Below are 18,940 nucleotides of genomic sequence, written 5' to 3'. Positions count from 1 at the left end.
TCTGCTAGTGTACCTTAAGCAGATCGAGGTAGAAAACTTCAAATCATTCGGTAAGAAGATGACCATCCCGATGCTGGACGGTTTCACCGCCGTCACAGGCCCGAACGGTTCAGGAAAATCGAACATATCCGATGCCATACTTTTCGTCCTCGGACCTAAGAGCTCGAAGGCCCTCAGGGCCGGTAAGCTCACCGATCTCATATTCAACGGTGGCAATTCGAAGCAGCCAGCGAATTATTGCAAGGTCTCCCTGGTCTTCGATAACGCCGATAGGACAATACCTGTGGATTCCGACATTGTAAGGCTGACCAGGCATGTCAAGCTCTCAGAGAGCGAGCTTGGGTACAACTCATATTTCTATGTGAACGACAGGAAGTCATCCCTGTCCGAGTTCGACTACCTGCTCGCATCCGCACGCATAAGCGCCGATGGCTACAACCTCGTCCAGCAGGGCGATGTGACCAGGATCGTGGAGATGTCCCCTCTGGAAAGGAGAAGGCTCCTGGACGACATCTCGGGGATATCTAAGTTCGATGAAGAGATCCTCAAGGCCGAAGGGGAACGTAGGTCGGCCGAGGAGAACATGGAGCGCCTTGGGATCATCATGAGCGAGCTGGAGAGGCAGATGAAACAGCTCGAGTCCGAGAAGACGGCCGCACTGAAATATATGGAGACCAGGGACCGCTTGGCCCTTTCAAAGTCCCGGATGGCCCATAAGAAAAAGGAGATGGCCGAGTCCGAGGTGAGCTCGACCAGGTCACAGATCGAGTCATATAACAAGGAGATCGAAGATCTCAAGCTGAAGAAACAGGAGATCGCCAGGAAGGTCATCGAGACCGACCAGAGGATCGAGCAGCTCGAAAAAGAGATAATCGACAAAGGGGGCGAGGAGTTCCGTGGCATTAAAGAGCGCATGGACTCGGTGAAGATCGAGATCGCCCGCGCCGTGGACACGGTGCAGAGGTCTGAGGAAGAGATCAAGGACCTCCATGAATCCCTGAGGGCAAGAAAAGAGGAGAGGGCCAAGCTTCTTCAGGAGGTCGAACGTCTAGAGGACGGGATCAAGAAGGCAGAGGCATCCCGCATGGAAAAGCAACGCCTCCTTGACGAGAAGAAGGCGGCCATGGCCGACATCCAAATGAAGATATCTGAATCTGATGGGGAGATATCGGCATTGGAGAAAAAGGTGGCCGAGCTCGATGCCCAGATAAAGGAGATGGAGGAGAAGGTCCATTCGATCCTGCTCGAGAAGAACCGCCAAGAGGACCGCCAGACAAGGCTGCGCTCCGACATAGCCTCTCTGGAGGAAAGCCGGAACAACCTGGAGTTCCAGATAAAGGACTCGGAATGGAGGCTCAAGGATCTCCAGAGGACAGAGAGATCCTCATCAGGAGAGGTCAGCACGCTCCAGGCCCAGTTCTTCGCCAAAAGGTCCCAGGAATCAAAGCTTGCTGCGCAGCTGGTGGAGCTCGAGAACGCGATACGCTCGCTCACCAGGGAATACAATCTTCTCTCCGCAGAGAAAGAGGCGGCGGAGAGCGTGGCAAAAGGTTACAACCGCGCCGTCCGCTCCCTGCTCGAGGCAAGGGACAGGAACGAGATCAAAGGGATCCACGGAACCGTGGCCGAACTGGCAAAGGTAGATCCGAAGTATGAGACGGCGTTGAACGTGGCCGCGGGAGCAAGGATGCAATCGATCATCGTCGATGACGACGAGGTCGCCTCGACCGCCATCCACTACCTGAAGAGGAACAATCTGGGAAGGGCGACGTTCCTGCCATTGAACAAGATGCTCGATGGGAAGCCGAGGGGCAAGGCCCAGATAGTCGTGAAGGAAGCGGTAGGATATGCGATAGACCTCATCGATTTCGATGAGAGGTACAGGCCCGCCTTCTGGTACGTGTTCGGGGACACGGTCGTCGTCGAAACCTTGGACCAGGCAAGGAGGCTGATGGGCGGCGTCCGCCTCGTCACATCGGGCGGCGAGCTTATCGAGGCCTCCGGGGCGATGGTAGGCGGGACGGTGGACACCAACGTCCCGAAGTTCGGGGCCAGTAAGAAGGGCCGGATCGACGAGGTCGCCGAGGAGCTGAGAAGGACGACAGAACATTCCGAGAAGGTCGCCGCCCAGCTAAAGGCCCTGCGCCTGGAGCTCCAACAGATAGAATCCCGGCTCCGCGAGCTAAACGGCGCCGGTGGGAGCAATGAGATAAAGATCAACGGTCTGGAAGCCTCTTTAAAGGACCAGAGGTTGAAGCTCGCGAAGGTGAAGGAAGATATTGTCGCGAGGACCAAGGAACTGGAGGAGGTCACAGGGGCCATCGAGCGCCTGGACAGGGAGGCCGCGTCCCTGGGGTCGAAGACGACCATCATCCGTGAGCAGAGGGAGGCGGGCAACAGGAAGATGGTCGAGCTCGCCCCGAAGGACCTCTCCGCCAAGCTGCGCTCCCTCCAGGCCGAGGTCATCGAGCTCACGGCCTCGGTGGCCAAGCTCGAGTCCGAGAAGGCCACGATGCAGACGCAGGCGGACCTGATAAGGAAGCACCTCCAGGAGTTCGACGCATTCGTGCTCGAGGTCAAACAGAGGTCGATAAGGCTCAAGGCCGAATCTGATGAGGCGAAGGCCAAGGAGTCGAAGCTGCGCGTCGAGCTGGGCGGCCTCAAGAAGATCGAAGAGGCGATGGGGCGGGAGATGGAGGACCTCCGACAAAAGAAGGAAGGCCTGATCAAGGAGCGCTCTCAGCTTGAATCGGAGAAGGACAAGGTGCAGACCCGCATTGACACATCTCAGGACCTCATCATCACCCTCAATACCAAGATGGCGGCGGCGTTGGAGCGTATCAAGGAGTGCGATCTCGAGATATCGGCGATAAAGGTCCCGGTGACATACCCGTTGCCATCGATGGAGGACATCAAGGCCGAGATCAACAGATGCGAGTCCATGCTCGCATCCATGGGGAACGTCAACCTTCGCTCCATAGAGGACTATGAGCAGAAGAGCGCCAGGCATATCGAGCTCAAGAACGAGGTCAAGAGGCTGGAGGACCAAAGGAAGGACCTCATCAAGCTCACGACCGAGCTTAACGAGAAGAAGAAGGTGGCCCTCCTGAAGGTCTTCGATGCCGTCAATGAGAACTTCAGCAAGGTCTATGCAGAGCTCTCAGGAGGGGGCGAGGCCTCCCTTATGTTGGAGGATCCAGAGAGGCCATTCGAGGGGGGTCTCGTGATGAAGTGCAGGCCCCGGAACGGCAAGGTCCTGAGGCTGGAGGCGCTGAGCGGAGGGGAGAAGTCGCTAGCGGCCCTTTCCTTCATTTTCGCCATGCAGGAGTGGCAGCCGTCCCCCTTCTATCTATTGGACGAGGTGGACATGTTCCTCGACGCGGTGAACGCGGACATGGTCGCCCAGCGCGTAAAGAAGAGCTCAAAAACCGCACAGTTCATCATGATCACCCTCAGAAAGGTCACGTTGAACAAGGCCGACCACATCATCGGCGTCACCAAGCCTGAGGGAGGTATCAGCAATGTCATCGTCAAGCCGGATGTCGGCGACATCAAGGACCTTCACGAGGATCTGAAGGTGCCGGTCGGGAAGGAGGAAAATCCATGAACGAGGTCAAAAGCTCGGAGGCGGTGCTCAGCCATCTGCTTTTCCACAGGGCGATAATCGACGAAGGGGACCGGAGCGAGAAGATAGAAAGGTACATGGAGCTGCTAAGACAGGCGGAGCAGGGGGACAGGGCCGTGCCAAAGGACCCTATCGACCGGGCCATACAGCTCGTGTTCGAGCTCGTGCTGTCAAATAACTTTGACCCATGGGACGTCAACCTGATGGAGTTCGCAAGGCTCTACGCCAAGAAGATGCAGGGGGACGATGACATAAACTTCATTGTCGCCGGAAAGCTCATGTTCATGGCCTGGAGCATCTTCCGAATGCAGTCACAGGAGGTCCTGACCCTGCATGACCGTCAGGAGGCCGAGGAGCTCATGGTCGAGGGGTGGGATATGGACATGCTCGACGCCTTCTATGATGACCCTGTTCTTGGACGCATCGATACAAGGTTACCGGCGGGCGTGGAGCTGACCGAGGCGGTCAGGCACCATACCTCGAGGCCCGTCTCATTGGTAGAGCTGCTCGATGCCTTCGAGGAGGCGAAGAAGGACGTCGAGGTCCAGATCCAGAGGCAGAAGGTCAAGGAGGCCCTTGAGAAGAAGGCAGGGGCTTTCGATGGGAAGGCGCACTCAGAGGACATCGAAAAGGACGTGGAGCTGACCTGGAGGCGGATAATGAGATGCGGGAACGGCCCGATCGTCTTCGAGGACCTCGTCGAGGGCGGAAAGGAGGATGCGGTCACGGTCTTCGTGTCGCTCCTCTTCCTTGCAAGGGCGGGAAAGATAGCCCTTTGGCAGGACGAACTTCCGAACGGGCAGATCTTCCTGGAGATCAAATTGCCCTGGGACATCGGGACCATGGAGGACAAGGTCGCATCGGACATTCAACCCACATTGAGCAGAGCGGTGGTGAGGAGTGGAGCCTGAGACAGTTGTTGAGGCGGTGCTGTTCTCCGCTGGCAGACCTTTGAGGGCGGCGGAGATCTCCGATGCGACAGGACTGTCGCAGACCGAGGTGAGGAAGGCGATAAAAAAGCTCATTTCCATCTATGATGGAAGGAGCTCCGCGATCGTGATAACCAGGACGGGGCTCAACTACTCCATGCAGCTCAGGGACGAGGTGGCACAGTATTCTATCCAGTTCGCTGACAAGGACCTTTCTGACAGCGAGCTCAGGACGGTGTCCATCATAGCATATAACCAGCCTATCCTACAGAGCGACCTCGCGAAGCTCATGGGGTCGGACGTATACGAGGACGTCAGGGCGCTCAGGCGGGCCGGCCTGGTCTCTGGGAAAAAGAAGGGCCAGACCTGGTTGCTGACAACGACGACGAAGTTCAGCGAGAAGTTCGGCATCGGGAGCACAAAGAAAGAGGACATCAAGAGGTGGTTCGAATCTCGTTCAAAGAGGCCATAAGGTCATATCAGGTCGAGGCTGACAGCATCACAAGGATCCCTGTCACGATGCCAGAGGGCACCAGGGTCCATGGTGCAAGCTTCTGTGTGAACATCACCGAGATATCTTACAACATCGAGGCGACCGAGCGGCCCGCTCCGACCTGGACAGGCTATCCTTTCGTGTCCCTCAAACATTAAGACGAGAACGACCTGAACGAAAAGGTTTAAATCGACCAGCCCTCATGGGTGACAACAGTGATCGTCCATGGTAATGCCGCTCGCCTTGCTGGAAAAGTCCATTAACAAGCGCATATCTTTGATGCTGAAGGACAACAGGGTCCTCGAGGGTAAGCTCACTGGTTATGATGAGTATATGAACATGGTGCTTGAGGAGACCGAGGAGAGGACGGCAGAGGCCTCCAGGCGCCTGGGCGTAGTCATCCTCCGTGGGAACAACGTCGTGAGCATCTCCCCCCTTTGATCAAGAACACATCCTGAGAGCGGCCGGTCCCCATGAAGGCGGTCATCCTGGCCGGGGGTATGGGAACGAGGCTCAGGCCTCTTACCTACCATATGCCCAAGCCCTTGGTGCCATTGGTCGACAGGCCGATGGTCATGCACATCATCGGATCCCTCCCTGAGGAGGTGGACACCGTCATATTGGCGGTGAGCTACATGAAGGACCGTCTCGAGGAGCATTTTTCCAAGAACGACTGCGGAAGGAAGATCATTCTGGTCAACGAGGACAGGCCGCTCGGGACGGGAGGGGCCCTGAAGAACGTAGCATCTTATCTGGACGAAACCTTCCTCGCCTTCAACGGGGATGTGGTCTGCTCCCTTGATATAAGGGAGATGTTGGCATGGCATAGGGCAAAGGCGGGCATTGGAACAATATCCCTATGGGAGGTCGAGGACCCTACCGCGTTCGGGGTTGTCGGCATCGGGTCCGGGGGAAGGATAACTGTATTTCAGGAAAAGCCAAGGAGGGAGGAGGCGGTCTCCAGGAATATCAATGCCGGGGCCTATGTGTTCGAGCCGGAGGTCCTGGACCACATCGGAGAAGGGGTCGTCTCTCTGGAGAGGGATGTGTTCCCAGGATTATTGCAGAAAGGTCTCTATGGTTATAGGTTCTCAGGTCATTGGGTGGACTGTGGGACAAGGGAGAACCTTCTTTTGGCGCAGAGAGAGCTGCTCTCGAAAGGACTTGCGGCCGTTCACGATTGCACGTTCAAGGGCAGCGTCAGGATGGAAGGGCACAATCACTTACAGGGGGCGGCCTTCGAGGCCTGCACGGTCGGACCTGATGCCGTTGTACGCCCTGGTGCTTTGGTCATGAAGGGGGCGTTCGTCGCAGGCTCGATGGTGATGGAAGGTGCCGTGATAGGCGAAGGGGCCAAGGTCATCGGCTCCATCATAGGGCCGGATGTCAAGGTGCCTAGATGCGGCGAAGTGATATCCACGATACTAGCTTGAATGATGTTATGTAAATACAATATGTTCCGTCCTTCGTTATCTATATATTGACATAGCTAATCCGGATTGATAAGGTGGGTCGGCTGGCCGCTTCAAAAATGGACAGATTGATGGAGGTCATCAGTTCCAGGCTTTTCCGGAAGGTCTGGTGGCTCTTCATCATAATCTTCTTCATCACCATCGTCATAATACCCACCATCTGGATCCTAAGCTATGTTCTGACGGACTGGTCGTCGATCCAGAAGTTCGTCCTTGACGACCCGGAGGTGATGGGCACGATCACCGACGCGATAATCGCGTCCTTTGAGATCGCCGCCATAGTCACCGTCATAGACATCATCGTGGGGCTCCCTATGGCATGGGTCCTAGTACGGAAGGAGTTCCGGGGAAAGAGATACTTGGACACCCTAATAGACATGCCTTTGGCCGTCCCGACCGCCGCGCTGGGGTTCTCCTGCGCTATATTCTGGGCGGTGACCCCTTCAGACGTCCATGCCCCTGATTTCGCCCTGGGTCTGATCGACTCCGCATTCGTCCTGATAATCCTCCTCCACGTTGTCTTCTCGTATCCGTATATGGTCAGGAGCCTTGCCGCGATCCTTGAGCAGATCGACGTCACTTATGAGACCGCAGGTAGGGTCCTGGGGGCATCGAGGCTCACCGCCGCGAGGACCATCACCCTCCCCATGTTCAGGGCCGGTCTGGTGACAGGCATAATACTCTGTCTTGCCAGGAGCCTGAGCGAGACCGGCGGGACGATGATCGCCCTGGCGACCATGGCCAACGCAGGAGGATTCGAGACCGGCCCGACCATCATAGGGAAGTGGAAAAAACTGGTCCAGACGAATCCTGACATAGTACCTCAGCTGGCATTCGTGAGCATCCTGCTCATCGCTATATCGCTGGTGCTGCTGGTGGTGCTGAAGGTGATCGTAATGAAGGTCAGACTTCCGGCAGGAAAGGTCTGGCCCAAGTGGGAACGTACGCTCTCCCGGGGATGGGCTCCGTTTTTGAAGGATTCCTCCTCGACGGCCTTCCTTTTCATCTTCGTGCTCATCCCCTCCTTCTTTATCTTCTCATATGTCATCGTCCTTCCGTACCAGAGCGCGGAATGGGCAAGGTTCTGGGACAGCCTGATGTATTCCTTCGTGATCGCGGGCGTGGTGACCCTTATCGATATCGTGATGGGGGTGCCGATGGCCCTTTACTTGGCAAGAGGTCATGGTTCGAGACTGGCCCAAGGGCTCGATGTCCTTGTCAACGTCCCCCTGATCGTCCCCACCGCCGCGCTGGGGTACTCTCTGGGCGTATTCTGGAGCGATATATCAGGGGCAGGTTCGCTGGAATTCCTCTTGGTGGTGATGGCGCATGTCGCCTTCACCTATCCGTTGGTGGTGAGGAACGTTGCCGGGGCGGTGGAGGAGATCGACCCCTCCTTCGAGGAGACGGCAAGGACTCTCGGGGCAAAACCAACCCAGGCGTTCAAGCGGGTACTTTACCCGATGATAAAGACATCCATCCTTGCCGGTGCAATAATGGCGTTCACGAGGAGCCTGGGCGAGACGGGAGCGACCTTGGCAGTGGTCGCCGATGCGAACACGGCACCTGTGTACATAGTCAACCTGATCAATGCCGAACAGTTCTATCTGGCCGGGCTCGCATGCATCGTGCTGATCATTGTATCCTACATCTTCATGCTATTGCTCCGTTACGTGACCAAAAGGAGGGCGGGCTGATGCCGAGCATCAGGATCGAAGGGGTGAGGAAATGGTATGGGGACATCCATGCTGCTGATGGTATAGACCTTGAGATCAAGGACGGTGAGTATATGTGCGTCCTTGGCCCTACCGGAGCTGGCAAGACGACGCTTCTGAGGACATTATGCGGGCTCACCAGGCCGGACAGCGGGAAGGTCTACTTCGATGGAAAGGACGTCACGAGGGCCGAGCCGGAGGACCGGGGGGCCGTCATGTTGTCCCAGACATATTCATTGTTCCCGCAGCTTACCGTTAAGGAGAACATTCTTTTCGGTCCTGAGATACGCGGCATGAGCAAAGAGGATGAGGAAAGGACCCTCGCCTCGATGTTGGACCTCGTAAGACTGACATCGCGTTCGGACGCCTATCCGAGGGAACTCTCTGGGGGGATGCAGCAGAGGACCGCCCTTGCCAGAGCCCTCGCCTCAGGTTGTGATGTGCTGCTATTGGACGAGCCGTTGAGGGCGCTCGACGCAAGACTGCGGATAAGCCTGAGATATGAGCTCAAGGACCTCGCGAGGTCCCTTGGTCTGACCACCGTCCACGTGACGCATGACCAAGATGAGGCGATGGTCATGGCCGACCGCATCGCGGTCATAAGGAACGGGAAGATCTTACAGGTCGGTACGCCTGCCGAGGTCTTCGACTCGCCAGTATCTCCGTTCGTGGCCAACTTCGTCGGCCAATCGAACTTCTTTGTCGGTACGATAGAATCGGTCGGGGAGAGGACAGTGCTCAGGACCGATGATGGAAAACTGCTTGAGGCCAGGTCATGTGACATGAAGGTCGGGGAAAGGGCCGTCCTCGCCGTCAAGGTCGGGAACACGGAGACGTCGAGGGACGTCAAGGGATATCTGGAAGGGACGGTCGAGAGGATACTTTTCGAGGGCAGGCATCTCCATGTGGACCTTCAGGTCGATGGGAATGGAAGGATATCGGCGAAGACGCCATCTTGGCGTCTGGGGAAGTTCGCGGTCGGTGACAGGAAGCACATCAGGTGGAACCCTGAGAAAGCGATGGTCTTCCCGCTCCCCAAAGGGGGTCTGGAGAACGAACTGAAGGTGGAATGAATGCCAGAGGTGTCGGTGAGAGGGCTGACAAAGCGATATGGGAAGGTGGTCGCCGTTGACGATGCGACCCTCACCATCAAGGATGGGGAGTACGTCACGATCTTGGGCCCATCAGGATGCGGCAAGACAACGCTGATAAGGATGATCGCTGGCATCATTGAGCCGACCGAAGGGCAGGTGTTCATCGACGGTAAGGACATGAAAGGCGTCCCGATCGAGGAGAGGGACCTAGGATATGTGTTCCAGAACATCGCGCTCTTCCCAAACCTTAATGTCGGGGAGAACGTCTCGTACAGCCCAAGGGTGAAAGGCAAGAGCGTTAAGGAGCAGAGCTCCACCGCACATCGCTACCTGGAGCTGGTCAAGCTGCTCGACAAGATGGGCATGTTCCCCTCGGAGCTATGCGGCGGCGAGCAGCAGAAGGTATCGCTGGCACGGGCATTGGCAACCGGTTCGAAGCTGTTGCTGCTCGATGAACCGCTCTCTGCGCTGGACGCGAGGGTGAGGGTCGACCTGAGGTATGACCTCAGGAGGCTGGTCAAATCGCTGGGCATAACCACGATACACGTCACGCACGACCAGGAGGAGGCCATGTCGGTGTCGGACAGGATCGTGCTGATGCGGGCGGGCGCCATCGTAGAGATGGGTACGCCGGAGGAGCTTTACACCAGGCCTAAGAACATCTTCACCATGAACTTCATCGGGGAGACAAATCTGATCGAGGGATGGGTGAGGGAGAAGGACAGGGACCTTAGCAAGATAGAGCTGAGGGACGGCTCTGAGATCGAGGTCCTCAATTGTCCTTTCGATGTGGGGGAGGCGGTCGTGATATCGGTCCGTCCGGAGTTCGTCTACCCCTTTACGAGCGGTCTTTTATCGAAGATAACGTCGGTCACTTATATGGGCACTTATTGGCGGATGACCGCCGAGACGCTCAGCGAGGACGAGGTCGATTTCGATGTGCCCGTGTCCGACGGTCATCTATATAAAGTAGGGCAGGAGGTCTATCTTATGATGAACAGGAAGGCGGTGGTCTTGTTCCCGAGGCCACAGGAAGGCATTGTGGAGGCTGTTAAACTTGAGTGACAAGGGATCTTTGCTCGAATGGTTTGGCAAGCGCAGGGAATCGCTGGTGACGAAGGCCATCAGGGAGCATGCGGAGAAGGTCGGCGATACCGCCTCTGAGCTCAACCGTGCCATATCGGCCATGGTGAAGGGGGATGACGCGTCCGCCCTTGATGCGATCAAACGGTTGATCCTCTCCGAGAAGGAGGCGGACAGGATGGAGGAGATGATCAGCGAGGAGCTCTCCAAGGGCGACATGGAGTCAAAGGAGAGGGAGGACCTCATGCACCTCATCCGCCGTATGGACTACATAGCTGACTGGGCCAAGGAGGCGGGGCTGAACCTCCAGCTTATGATAGAGGTGAAGGCCAAGGTCCCTGGGCATCTTTGGAAGAGATATGCGGAGATGACGGCCGAGCTAGAGAAGGCCACGAAGGCGCTGCGCCAGAGCATAGATGCCCTGGGCGTGGACAATGACGGGGTCATCAAGTACGAGAGGAGCGTCGAGGTCTCGGAGCACATCCTTGATGACATGTACTTCAGCACAAAGAAGGAGATATTCCTCGCATCGGAGCTGGATGCCAGAGCGATCTTCCTCATGAGGGACATATTGCACGGTATCGAGAACTCCTCCGATAAGTGTAAGGACTCGGCCGATATTCTCCACATCCTGGTCATATCTCAGAGGCATAAGGCCCAGGTCCGGTAGATAAAGATGGAACAGAGGTTGTTCGGCACGAACGGGGTACGGGGAGTAGTGAACGAGGACATGGGGGCCCAGCTGGCCCTCGATGTCGGCAGGGCCATAGGCACCTTCATGGGCGGTAAGGTCGCCTTGGCCACGGATTCGCGCACTTCCGCTGACATGCTCCGGTGCTCCGTGGCCGCTGGGATGATGTCGGTAGGTGTGGAGGTATTGGACCTCGGGATGCTCCCGACCCCGGCCCTCCAGTATTACGTCAAGAACTCGGGTGTCAAAGGGGGGGTGATGATCACGGCCTCCCACAATCCACCAGAGTTCAACGGTATCAAGTGCATAGATTATGATGGGACCGAGATGCCGAGGGCGAAGGAGGAGGTCATAGAGGGGATATACTTCTCCAAGGGCTTTGTCCAAAGGTCTTGGAGGTCGATAGGCTCGATGAGGCAGGTGACCGGTGTCGACCGCTCCTACATCAACGCCGTCAAGAGGCTCGTAGATGCCCCTGCGATATCAGATGCGAAAATATCAGTGGTGCTGGACTGCGCAAACGGGGCAGGGTCGGTCACCTCTCCTGCGCTGCTCGAAATGCTGGGCGTCCGGGCCGTGACGCTCAATGCGAACCCTCAAGGAACGTTCCCTGGGCACGAGAGCGAGCCCACGCCCGACCATCTCAAGGACCTGATGGCGGTGGTGAAGGCCACCGGTGCGGACCTGGGCATCGCGCATGATGGCGACGCCGATAGGACGATATTCGTGGACGATAAGGGCGAATACCTATATGGCGACAGGTCTTTGGCTCTGGTGGCCAGCTACATCATCAGAGAGAAGGGAGGGGGAACGGTGGTCACCCCCGTCAGCACCTCATCCTGCGTCGAGGACGTCGTCAAAGCGGCGGGCGGCAAAGTGGTGTACACGAAGGTAGGGTCGCCCATCGTGGCCAGACAGATGATCGAACTTAACGCCGCCTTTGGCGGGGAGGAGAACGGCGGCCTGATATTCCCCGAGCATCAGTATTGCAGGGACGGGGCCATGACCATGGCCAAGGTGCTCGAGATCATCGCAAAGGAAGGTAAGCTGTCAAAGCTCATGCGGTCGGTCCCCAACTACGCCCTTGACAAGAGGCGGGTCGAAGTGGCCAACGACCTGAAGGAGGCCGTGCTCGAGGACCTGCTCATCCGGTTCCAGGGGGAGAAGCTAGATACCACCGATGGCCTGAAGGTCCATTTCTCTAACGGCTGGGCGCTCATAAGGCCATCTGGGACGGAACCGATATTCAGGATATACTCCGAGGCGAAGACGAAGGACGCGGCTAAAAAGATAGGCGACCGCTGCGAAAAGGAGCTCAGAGAGGCGCTCGAAGAGGCCAAGGCCTGAGCACATCATGGTCCGCGTCAGACAGCCACATCGACATCCTGGGATGGAGAGACGGTACCTCATGCCCTCGTTCAATTGTGAGCGATGCAAAACCCTTGTCGCACCTGGACAGCCAAAATGTCCCCGATGCGGTCTCAACATGACGTGGCAGTTGGCAAATCCTCGTATCCGGGCTGAAAGGGGTCCGAAGGGCAGAGGTGCCACGCATGGTCATGGCCTTTTCCCATACGAACCCCGTCCATATCAAACGACATTCGTGTCAGAGGCGAAGGAGGCCCTAGCCTCAAAGAAGCACTTTGTGGTCGAGTCGGGGACCGGGACGGGAAAGACGATATGTGCCCTGGTCGCAGCGTTAGAACTTGCCAAGGGGTCCGGGAGGAAGGTCATCTACCTGACCAGGACCGTCTCTCAGAGCGACCAGGTCATGGTGGAGCTGCAGGCCATCTCCGAGATCAAGAGGGTGGTGGGGATCCCAATGTCCGGCCGGGCGAAATCATGCCTTTTCATGAAAGGGGCGGGGCGTGATGACGCTCTGCCGCCCCATGCGCTGAGCAGGTTCTGCGAGGAGAAGAAAAAAAGGACCAGGAGCGGGCAGGTCGGTGGGTGCGGTCACTATGCGAACCTGTCCGCCATTAAGGACGGCTCTCTCCTGACCTATGTGGCCAGAGAGCTGCCCCTTGTGCAGGAGTTCGATGACCACTGCGCTGACATGGGCATATGTCCTTACGAGGCAAGAAAGCTGTTGGCAAAGGATGCGGATGTTGTGGTCGCCCCGTACATCCATGTGCTCTCGGATGAGCTGAGGGAACATTTCATGGAGACCATAGGGAGCAACCTGGGCGAGGTCATCATGATCATAGATGAAGCACATAACCTCGTCGATTCCGCGAGGGATGCTGAGAGCTTCAGGCTGACCCTGACCGAACTTCATGCGGGGATGCCTGAGTTTAAAATGAGATCGGGGATGGAGGTCGGCAAGGGGACCACTTTGAAGGACCTCGTCGATACGGTGAAAGAGATCATAACCGACAAGATCAAGGAGATCCCTGAAGACCAGGATGAGGTGGAGCTCGGAAGGATGTTCCTAGAAGGGGAGCTGGCGACGAGGTTGGGGCTGGACATAGGCTCAGTAAAGGCCATCGCGACGAACACCTTTGAACTGGGGCAGGCCATCGCAGAAGAGAAGATCGCGGCAGGATCAGACCCTCGTTCGATGACGCTCCATCTTGGGGAGTTCCTAAGGAGGTGGTCCTCTGTCGATGGAACGTCGTTCGTGAAGACCGCGAGCAGGGAGGAGGGCGGCTCGCTGAGGGCCGTCAATGTTGTGCCGGAGCAGCTTGAGGGTCTTCTGAGCTCATGCCCCTCCGTGCTTCACATGTCGGGGACGTTGAGACCATTGGAACAGTATGTGGACGTAGCTGGGGTACCGTCAGGGTACGTAACACGATGCTATCCATCCCCTTACCCTCCTGAGAACAAGATGGTGCTCTACACACCCGACCTCAACCCAGGGTTCGATGCCATGGCCAGGGACCCATCGATGAAATGCAAGGTCGAGGAGGCGGTGACCGCGCTATGCAATGCGGTGGATGTCAGCACGATCGTGTTCTTCAGGTCCTATGACCTGATGAGGAGGATGAGGCCCCAGATAGAGCCCTCAGTGCACAAAGGGATGTTCTGGGACACCGGTCTATCCGCAGACCATTTCAACAGGGCCATCTATAAGTTCAAGCAGAAGAGGGGCGGCATCTTCTTCACAGCGATGGGCGGCCGCGTCTCGGAAGGTCTCGACTTCCCAGGACGACAGCTTGAGATGGTCGTCATCGTCGGTCTGCCCTACTCCCCGCCCTCCTTGGCGTTGAGAAAGTTAGAGATGCTATATGAGACAAGATACGGAAACGGGAAAGGTAAAAGGTACGCCCAGGAAGTACCGGCGATAAGAAAGGTGAACCAGGCGGTCGGTCGCCTGATACGTACAGAGAGCGACAGAGGGGCGGCCATCATCCTAGACTCCAGGACCTCAAAGTACGCCGCGGAGCTCGATGCCAGGCCATCGGCCGCACCTGCCGTGGAGGTCCAAAGGTTCTTCTCCAGAGGCGATCAACATAGCTGAGATGGACCTCCCTATATGTGGGTGAGAGCGACGGTTCTCAGGGACGATGGTCGGGAAGACCTTCGGGAAGGATCGATACTGATAATGTAAGGGGAATGGGGGCATCTTTCAGGGCGTCAGTATCGTGGAATGGAGCTTGGCCCTATGCCTGGCCCTTTTCTGTCCACGAGGGCGATATAGGCTCTAGGAGATAAAAAAGGGACCATCAAGAAAATGGTGCATATAAGGAAACAAGATAGGGCATGGCCCTCATCCGACCACGACCATCGTTTTTGAGAAGAATAGAGGCGGTCTTAGACCTTTGTGATCATGCGGCGGTCCATCGCGACAAGGTACATGACCTCCTCGCCGGCGTGGAGCTGACCTTCGAACTCCTCTTGGATCTCGAGGGAGAAGTTCTCAAAGGTCTCAAGGTCCATGAGCTCGACCTCCTTACCGTGTACCGCAAGGATCTGCGCCTTGCGCTTGTCGATCATCGGGACCTGCACCTTGTGCTTGACAGGAAAGACAACGCTCCTCTTCTTCTTATCAAAGATGCCCACCGCGTCGATGTTGGCCTTGGCCTCACCGTGCTTCCCGGGCTTGGATGTGGATATGGAGATGATCTTGCAGGGCTCATCATCTATCAACATGTAGCGCCCTTCCTTCAGCTCGCGTACCTCGGATTGTGTCCACGACATGAATATCATCCCGTCAATTATGCTTCGATTTATAAACCTTGCTCTTCTCTGGGCGCCTCTGTTGCCGCTGGAACTGGGGCTGTGCGCGCCTTGGGGGGTCAGGATATTTCTCCCTGATCTCCTTGGCCCTCTCCTCCATCTCGGCCAATAATCTGTCCCCGATGAACTCGCCCTTGAAATGGTCGACCTTCGCTGCAATGGATATCTTTCCCCCGAGGGTCCTCGCGACCTTGCCCCGCTGCCAATATGGTGCCTTGTTCACCAGAGGATGTTGGAAAATGATCCCATGCTTAGGAGGCCTCTTCCCCGTCCTGAGATGGAGGAACAGGGCCTTCTCCGCTCCTAGAAGCTGCAATGTGCTCGAGGGCAGCTTGGAGAGACGCCCCAGGCCCCCCGCTAGGGATATCATCCTTGCGGCGAGGTTGGCCGAGAGCAGGGCAGTTAGATTGGGAGCGACCTTTTGCATCGACTCGAGGATGTATCTGTCGAGGTCCGCTTTCCTTTTATAAAGATCGACCAATGACGAGGCAAAGGACCTTATCGTTGCCAGGTCCTCCTCGAGCATCTCCGACCCCACGGATTCCAGCTCTACCCCGAGCTGCCTCAGGATCTCCTCTCTGTTCCCGACCTCGGCGATGAGCTCCGCATACCTTTCCTCGCGGGCATGGTCCGCAAGCTCCGGGAAATACATACCATACCATTCATGGAGCCGCTCGCTCATGAGGTTGATCGTCTCTATCAGGTCGTCCGTGGCACGGATGGCCTGGGCGATGCACTTGTCCTCTCCCAGGGGCTCTCTCGTCCTGATCTTCCCGAGCTCGACCATCACACGCTGCATGAGCTCAGGGGTCATCTGGTAGTCCTGGGGCCTTATGAACGACGAATCGAAAAGGACAGGTTTTCCCAATCTCGCCAGCCTCGGCTCAGCGACCTTCATCCTCTTGACCGCGAGCGACCTCTCCTCTGGAAGGACCTCCCCCCGCTGCACCGCCGCAAGCTTCTTCGCAATCACCTTTGGGTCCTTCTCGAATATCACGGCCCTCTTGACGGCCTGGCCTTCACAGAGGAAGACCCCGAACCACTTTGTGACCAATATCATGACAAGACCTCCTAATGGCCTGACCTAAGTATCTTTTCGACCTCGTCCATCGGCAGAGGGTCCCCTTTCTCGATGGCGATGAGCCGGTATTGCATCTCGGCCATGAACTCCAGGGTCTCCAACCTATGGAAGGCATCTTTAAGGCTCCCCCCGACGGCTATTGCACCATGCTTATCGAGCAGAAATGCGTTGGCATCCCCCATGTTCTCTGTCAGACCCTCGGCCAGGTCCTCTGATCCGGGTGTAGCATAAGGAACATATGGCACCTCTCTTCCAAGTACGAGAAGGGACTCGGGCGTCAACGTGGTGAAGACCCTCAGCCCAGCCACGGCGAATATGGTACAATACAGTGGATGGGAATGGACAACGGCATTGACATCCCTTCTCTTCCTATAGAAAGCCAGATGGAACGGTGTTTCCATGGACGGCCTCCCTTCCGAGAGCAGCTCACCGTCTGAGATCCTGACCTCGATCATGTCAGAGACCGACAGCATGCCCTTACAGGCGCCGGAGGGGGTGATGAGCATCGTGTCCTCGTCCCCCCTGACACTGATATTACCGCTCGTCCCTGTCACCAGGCCTTTATCATACAGATATTTCCCGAACCTCACTATCTCCGCCCGCTCTTTCATGAACCTCATCTCATCCCCTCCTCCTTGACCTTGATGACATCCTGAGGACTTAAGACACCCATCTCTGTGATTATCCCCGTGAGATATCTATGAGGAGTCATATCGAACGAGGGATTGAGCGCAGGGGACCCTATCGGTGCGACCCTCACCCCTCCGATCTCGGTCACCTCGCTCTCGGCCCTGTCCTCTATCGGGATCTCCTTACCGCTGCTTATGCTGAAATCAAAGGTCGAGATGGGCGCTGCGGTGTAGAACGGTATCCCCAGCTCTTTTGCCAGGACGGCCTTCTCGAAGGTACCGATCTTGTTCGCGAAATCACCGTTCGCCGCTATCCTGTCAGCTCCTACGATGATGATGTCCACATCTTTCCTCATGAAGTGACCAGAGGCCCCATCGGATATTATGGCATGAGGTATCCCTTCGTTGAGCAGCTCGAAGGCCGTGAGCTTCATGCCCTGGAGCCTGGGCCTGGTCTCTGAGACGTATACGAAGACCTTTTTACCCTTCCTATGCGCCTCCCTGATCGGTGCTAGGGCTGTTCCATGGTCTATCGTCGCCAGAGCGCCAGCATTGCAATGGGTCATGATCTTCGCGCCATCCTTTATCAAAGGCTCGCCGTGGACACCTATCCTCCTGCACTTCTCGATGATGGAGTCACAATATTCCTCGGCGGCTTCGACGGGGTCTTCACCAGATCTGATCCTGGCCATCATGTGGTCGACGGCGAAGAAGAGGTCGTGCGCCGTCGGTCTCGTGCCCTTCAGCATCTTTGCTGCCGAGACCAGGTCCACCCCGCCCTTATATGCAAGGAGCATGCCATATGCGGCAGCCGCACCGATGGCCGGGGCACCGCGTACCGTCATGTTCTTGATGGCATCTGCCACCTGGTCAACGGTGGTAAGTTCAAGGACCGCGACCTTTTCGGGCAGACACCTCTGGTCGATCATCATGACCTTTCCTGCCTCATACCAGAGGGCACGGACATCCCTTTTCTCGCCATCGATCTCCAATTTCATGTTCTCAGCGATGGTCAGTGCGATAGGGTTAGAAAATCATTTGTCCCCCTATGTCAAGGACGCTCCGGATCATGTCCGCTCAGAAGAAGATTTAATTACCTAGTCACTGAATCTAATTTCCCGTAACCTTATGGCAGCAAAGAAGAGCTCAGACTTCGACGTCTATTCGACAAGCACCGGCCTGCGGCAGATATCCAACCCCGTGAGGCAGAAGATATTATCTGAGCTACAGCGGCATGACCTGAGCCTGAGCGAGATAGCATCTCTCACAGGCAAGGCGCAATCGACGTTGTCTGTACATCTCGACAAGATGGTGTCAGAGGGCCTCATAGGTTACAGGGATGACCCTCAGGACAACAGGAGAAAGATCTTTTATCTCATCTCAAGACCGGTCGGCTCTTCTGTCGTCCCCAGGGAGGAGCTCAAGAGGGCGATAGGTAACACCATAGCAAGGAGCATCGGGCTTCCGAGCACTTTCCTCAAAGGCACCATAAGGTCCATAGTCATCGGGATGGAGTCGATCGGCTTCAACATGGACCCGATCTTGAAGGACATAGGAAAACAGATAGGGATGGAAGTGTCGAAGCGCTTCAAGTCTGAAAATGTCGAGGGCCTTATACAAGAGGTCAAAGAGTTCTATAAAGAACATGAGCTGGGCGAGGTGGTGGTGTACTCGATACATCCAGTGACCCTCATCATCAAGGACGAGTACGATTGCTCCAAGGCACCTGATGTCGGTAGAACGCTCTGTCTTCTGAACGAAGGGATGTTGGAGGCCATCTTTGAGGTTAAGCTAGGAATGCCCCTCCGCGTTGCGGAGAAAGAGACCTTCGGGTCGAACTTCAACATGTGCAAATATGTCATCGAGCCGTCGCTCTGATATGACGGTTCTTAATGCAACTGCCCGAATGATCTCTCAGGGTCTCAGCGAGGATTATATACCGTTGCGAA

17 protein-coding genes are annotated in these 18,940 nt (G+C 56.5%); 13 read left to right on the top strand and 4 right to left on the bottom strand.

What is annotated here, in order from left to right:
• Positions 1–7 precede the first annotated feature (7 nt).
• The 12 genes from smc (at position 8) to HPY73_04190 (ending at position 14,562) form a co-directional block, all read left to right on the top strand.
• Entirely contained in the window at positions 8–3,607 is a 3,600-nt protein-coding gene (gene smc / locus HPY73_04245) for a chromosome segregation protein SMC (GenBank protein QLH74732.1), read from the top strand.
• Positions 3,604–4,536, top strand: coding sequence for a hypothetical protein (locus HPY73_04240; protein QLH74731.1), 933 nt, complete (start codon positions 3,604–3,606; stop codon positions 4,534–4,536). The genes smc and HPY73_04240 overlap by 4 nt, the downstream gene beginning before the upstream one ends.
• Positions 4,526–5,026: an SMC-Scp complex subunit ScpB gene (gene scpB / locus HPY73_04235; GenBank protein ID QLH74730.1), complete on the top strand. Its 501-nt coding sequence runs from the start codon at positions 4,526–4,528 to the stop codon at positions 5,024–5,026. The genes HPY73_04240 and scpB overlap by 11 nt, the downstream gene beginning before the upstream one ends.
• Positions 4,996–5,205: a hypothetical protein gene (locus HPY73_04230; protein ID QLH74729.1), complete on the top strand. Its 210-nt coding sequence runs from the start codon at positions 4,996–4,998 to the stop codon at positions 5,203–5,205. Before scpB ends, HPY73_04230 begins: the two co-directional genes overlap by 31 nt.
• A gap of 67 nt (positions 5,206–5,272) precedes the next feature.
• A complete protein-coding gene (locus HPY73_04225) occupies positions 5,273–5,488 on the top strand; it encodes an RNA-binding protein (protein ID QLH74728.1) in 216 nt (71 codons plus the stop codon).
• A 32-nt stretch (positions 5,489–5,520) separates the two neighbouring features.
• Positions 5,521–6,480: an NDP-sugar synthase gene (locus HPY73_04220; protein QLH74727.1), complete on the top strand. Its 960-nt coding sequence runs from the start codon at positions 5,521–5,523 to the stop codon at positions 6,478–6,480.
• Between the two features lie 98 nt (positions 6,481–6,578).
• Positions 6,579–8,216, top strand: a complete 1,638-nt coding sequence (locus HPY73_04215) for an iron ABC transporter permease (GenBank protein ID QLH74726.1) — start codon at positions 6,579–6,581, stop codon at positions 8,214–8,216.
• Positions 8,216–9,307 (top strand): ABC transporter ATP-binding protein, encoded by a 1,092-nt coding sequence (locus tag HPY73_04210; GenBank protein ID QLH74725.1) that lies wholly within the window; start codon positions 8,216–8,218, stop codon positions 9,305–9,307. The genes HPY73_04215 and HPY73_04210 overlap by 1 nt, the downstream gene beginning before the upstream one ends.
• Positions 9,308–10,393 (top strand): ABC transporter ATP-binding protein, encoded by a 1,086-nt coding sequence (locus HPY73_04205; GenBank protein ID QLH74724.1) that lies wholly within the window; start codon positions 9,308–9,310, stop codon positions 10,391–10,393. It abuts the gene before it with no gap.
• Entirely contained in the window at positions 10,386–11,081 is a 696-nt protein-coding gene (locus HPY73_04200; GenBank protein ID QLH74723.1) for a DUF47 family protein, read from the top strand. Before HPY73_04205 ends, HPY73_04200 begins: the two co-directional genes overlap by 8 nt.
• Before the next feature lie 6 nt (positions 11,082–11,087).
• Positions 11,088–12,449 (top strand): phosphoglucosamine mutase, encoded by a 1,362-nt coding sequence (glmM, locus tag HPY73_04195; protein ID QLH74722.1) that lies wholly within the window; start codon positions 11,088–11,090, stop codon positions 12,447–12,449.
• A 256-nt stretch (positions 12,450–12,705) separates the two neighbouring features.
• Entirely contained in the window at positions 12,706–14,562 is a 1,857-nt protein-coding gene (locus HPY73_04190) for an ATP-dependent DNA helicase (GenBank protein QLH74721.1), read from the top strand.
• Positions 14,563–14,855: 293 nt separating this feature from the next.
• On the opposite strand, the gene HPY73_04185 is transcribed toward HPY73_04190, so the two are convergent.
• Genes HPY73_04185 through mtnA form a run of 4 tightly spaced genes read right to left on the bottom strand, consistent with a single transcriptional unit; the run spans position 14,856 to position 17,989 of the window.
• Positions 14,856–15,242 carry a translation initiation factor IF-5A gene (locus tag HPY73_04185; protein ID QLH74720.1) on the bottom strand — a complete coding sequence of 129 codons (387 nt, stop codon included), beginning with the start codon at positions 15,240–15,242 and terminating at the stop codon, positions 14,856–14,858.
• A 13-nt stretch (positions 15,243–15,255) separates the two neighbouring features.
• The gene (locus HPY73_04180) at positions 15,256–16,341 is read right to left on the bottom strand and encodes a ribosomal biogenesis protein (protein ID QLH74719.1); all 1,086 of its coding nucleotides are present in this window, start codon (positions 16,339–16,341) and stop codon (positions 15,256–15,258) included.
• Positions 16,342–16,352: 11 nt separating this feature from the next.
• The gene (locus HPY73_04175; protein QLH74718.1) at positions 16,353–16,982 is read right to left on the bottom strand and encodes a class II aldolase/adducin family protein; all 630 of its coding nucleotides are present in this window, start codon (positions 16,980–16,982) and stop codon (positions 16,353–16,355) included.
• Entirely contained in the window at positions 16,979–17,989 is a 1,011-nt protein-coding gene (mtnA, locus tag HPY73_04170) for an S-methyl-5-thioribose-1-phosphate isomerase (GenBank protein ID QLH74717.1), read from the bottom strand. Before mtnA ends, HPY73_04175 begins: the two co-directional genes overlap by 4 nt.
• A 130-nt stretch (positions 17,990–18,119) precedes the next feature.
• On the opposite strand from mtnA, the gene HPY73_04165 reads away from it, so the two are divergent.
• Entirely contained in the window at positions 18,120–18,869 is a 750-nt protein-coding gene (locus tag HPY73_04165) for an ArsR family transcriptional regulator (GenBank protein ID QLH74716.1), read from the top strand.
• Positions 18,870–18,940 lie beyond the last annotated feature (71 nt).

This window comes from Methanomassiliicoccales archaeon (genome assembly GCA_013415865.1).
Taxonomy (GTDB): Archaea; Thermoplasmatota; Thermoplasmata; order Methanomassiliicoccales; family UBA472; genus MVRC01.
This window is presented reverse-complemented; position numbering and strand designations above follow the sequence as displayed.

What these genes read in the sequence shown, in the direction of transcription:
- HPY73_04210 (QLH74725.1), top strand. Translation starts at nt 8,216, where the DNA reads ATGCCGAGCATCAGGATCGAAGGGGTGAGGAAATGGTATGGGGACATC.
- HPY73_04215 (QLH74726.1), top strand. Translation starts at nt 6,579, where the DNA reads ATGGACAGATTGATGGAGGTCATCAGTTCCAGGCTTTTCCGGAAGGTC.
- HPY73_04165 (QLH74716.1), top strand. Translation starts at nt 18,120, where the DNA reads ATGGCAGCAAAGAAGAGCTCAGACTTCGACGTCTATTCGACAAGCACC.
- HPY73_04185 (QLH74720.1), bottom strand. Translation starts at nt 15,242, where the DNA reads ATGTCGTGGACACAATCCGAGGTACGCGAGCTGAAGGAAGGGCGCTAC.
- mtnA (QLH74717.1), bottom strand. Translation starts at nt 17,989, where the DNA reads ATGAAATTGGAGATCGATGGCGAGAAAAGGGATGTCCGTGCCCTCTGG.
- HPY73_04205 (QLH74724.1), top strand. Translation starts at nt 9,308, where the DNA reads ATGCCAGAGGTGTCGGTGAGAGGGCTGACAAAGCGATATGGGAAGGTG.
- HPY73_04225 (QLH74728.1), top strand. Translation starts at nt 5,273, where the DNA reads ATGGTAATGCCGCTCGCCTTGCTGGAAAAGTCCATTAACAAGCGCATA.
- HPY73_04240 (QLH74731.1), top strand. Translation starts at nt 3,604, where the DNA reads ATGAACGAGGTCAAAAGCTCGGAGGCGGTGCTCAGCCATCTGCTTTTC.
- glmM (QLH74722.1), top strand. Translation starts at nt 11,088, where the DNA reads ATGGAACAGAGGTTGTTCGGCACGAACGGGGTACGGGGAGTAGTGAAC.
- HPY73_04220 (QLH74727.1), top strand. Translation starts at nt 5,521, where the DNA reads ATGAAGGCGGTCATCCTGGCCGGGGGTATGGGAACGAGGCTCAGGCCT.
- HPY73_04180 (QLH74719.1), bottom strand. Translation starts at nt 16,341, where the DNA reads ATGATATTGGTCACAAAGTGGTTCGGGGTCTTCCTCTGTGAAGGCCAG.
- HPY73_04175 (QLH74718.1), bottom strand. Translation starts at nt 16,982, where the DNA reads ATGAGGTTCATGAAAGAGCGGGCGGAGATAGTGAGGTTCGGGAAATAT.